The sequence below is a fragment of the Enterococcus sp. AZ020 genome, from assembly GCF_050499205.1.
In the GTDB taxonomy this organism is placed as follows: Bacteria; Bacillota; Bacilli; order Lactobacillales; family Enterococcaceae; genus Enterococcus_L; species Enterococcus_L dunnyi.
Genome location: NZ_JBIPAT010000007.1, coordinates 1 through 2,446 on the forward strand (window position 1 = coordinate 1; position 2,446 = coordinate 2,446).

At 37.4% G+C, this 2,446-nt stretch carries 2 protein-coding genes; both read left to right on the forward strand.

The features are described from left to right. On the forward strand, positions 1 to 1,080 hold a 1,080-nt coding region (locus tag IGI58_RS18115; protein ID WP_429955494.1), incomplete at its 5' end, for a PBSX family phage terminase large subunit. An 11-nt stretch (positions 1,081 to 1,091) separates the two neighbouring features. After that, on the forward strand, positions 1,092 to 2,446 hold a 1,355-nt coding region (locus IGI58_RS18120), incomplete at its 3' end, for a phage portal protein (RefSeq protein WP_429955492.1).

Here is a 2,446-nt window from a genome sequence, read left to right on the forward strand (position 1 = left end):
AAAGGTGCTGCTAACGTTTTAGGCGTTCGGCATCTTTTTCGTTTTGTTGATTCAAGGTTAGAAATCACCTATCGCCCAAGAGGTAATAAGATCTACTGCATGGGTGCTGATGATCCAGACAAAATAAAATCTATCAAAGATGCAGATTTCCCGTTGGCAATCGCTTGGTTTGAAGAATTGGCAGAGTTTAAAAGCGAGGATGAAGTCACTTCGATTGAGAATTCTATTCTACGTGAAGAGTTAGAAGGAAAAATCACTAGTGAGGCTGACAGGAAGAAAGCCTATCCTTTCGATTATAGCTTTTATTACTCATACAATCCGCCTAAACGTCGTCAATCATGGGTAAATAAGAAGTACGAAAGTAGTTTCATTGATAAGAATACTTATGTACATCATTCAACATATCTGACAAATCCTCATCTATCTAAGAAATTCATTGAAGAGGCTGAAAACGTCAAAGAGAGAAAGCCTTTAAAATATCGTTGGGAATACTTGGGTGAAGCAATCGGCTCTGGTGTAGTACCGTTTGACAATTTACAAGTAGAAGCAGGTTCTATCACAGATGAGATGGTTGCTAACTTTGATAATATTCGAAACGCTGTCGATTTTGGGTATGCAACTGATCCACTGGCTTTTGTTCGTTGGCATTACGATAAAAAGAAAAATGGCATTTATGCGATAGATGAGATATACGGCGTTAAGATCAGTAACCGAGAATTAGCCAAAGAGTTACATGCTAGAGGTTATCAATCTGATGAGATATTTGCTGATTCTGCTGAGCCTAAATCGATAGCGGAGTTATCTGATGAACATAATATCAAAAGGATTGAGGGCGTTAATAAGGGTCCAGACTCTGTGGAATATGGTGAGGAATGGCTGGATGACTTAGATTTCATCTGCATTGACCCATTAAGAACACCAAACATCGCTAAAGAATTTGAGAATATTGACTATCAAACTGATAAAGATGGCAATCCTAAGCCAAGGCTTGAGGATAAGGACAATCACACAATTGATGCTACACGTTATGCGTTTAGTGAGGATATGACAACTAATGAATTTGAATTCTTTGAATATTAGGGGGTGGAACAGTGCTTTATAATAAATTATCATTAAAAAACTATAAAAGAATACGAACGAAATATGCAACGCAATTGGCTGAAGGTCTTTTCGATCCTAACGGATTCATGGAAGATATGCAGCCATTCTTTAATGATCGAGAACGGAAGTATTTAGCTTATACAAGCGAGAAGAATGAAATCGATGACAGACAAAAGCCAAAAACAAACATTATCAAAGTGAATAACAAGCTTCATGCTGGTATGTACAACATCGTTGTAGATCAGGCAGTGAATCATTTCACTGGTATTCCAATTAAATGGGACTACGACGTATCAGAACAGAGAAGAACAATTATTCAACGCGCAAAAGATTTCTTTCTTGGAAATGATTTGAATCATTCAAAAACACCAGAAGAATTTGACATCCTCGCAGACATGGTTGATAATCTTCGTTTTTCAATGCTTGATTCCGAATCTGCTACCTATCAAGGAGCAACTGGAGTGGCCTTTCGTTTGCTCGAACCTGTGAAAGCAGGTGAATCATGGGAACTGTGGGCATCTAACATTGAACCTTGGTTCGCTGAAAGATATCAGAATGGCGCTGTATTCATTCGTGAAAAATATGATACGATGCAGCGGAAATTCTACCAAGAAATGAAAGTAGTAACCGAAAATGAAATTGAAACGTATGATCGTTATATCGATAGTAGTCTTATTGGTATTACTAATAAGTTTAAGTTGATGGACAAAGTAAAAAATCCGCTTGAAAATATCTATCTGTCAGAATTCAAGAACAATACAAATAGGTATTGTGATTTCGAGGTTGCAGAGGAAATATCTGATGCAATCGATCGCAGTGTTTCAGATCAACAAAATGAAGTAGAGCAGTTCAAACTTGCTTATATGATGGTTACTGGAACGAAACTGGATGAAGAATCAGCAAAGCGCATGATGGATCAGTTAGGTATCATCAACATGAAAGATCCTAATTCTAAAGTTGAGTATGTAACGAAAGATATCAATAAGGACTTTAATGAATATCACTTAGATTTGCTCAAACGTCAGTTTTACACAATCACAAAGGCAATCGACTTCAATGATGAGGTATTCAAGTCTAACTCATCCGGTGAGGCACGAAAGTGGCAGATCATTGCTCTAGAGGCTAAAACTAACACGAAAGAACAGTTCTTCCGCGAAGGGTTAAAAGAGACTGCTGAAACTTTAGCAGCATTCATCCAAGTAAAAGATAAAAAAGAAATCGATCCTAAAAAGATTATTTTCACCTTCTCACGTTCGTTACCAACAGATATCGGATATTTAGCTGAAGCTTTGCCAAAACTAGCACCATATGTCTCTAAGCGCACAATCATGACTCAGATTCCATT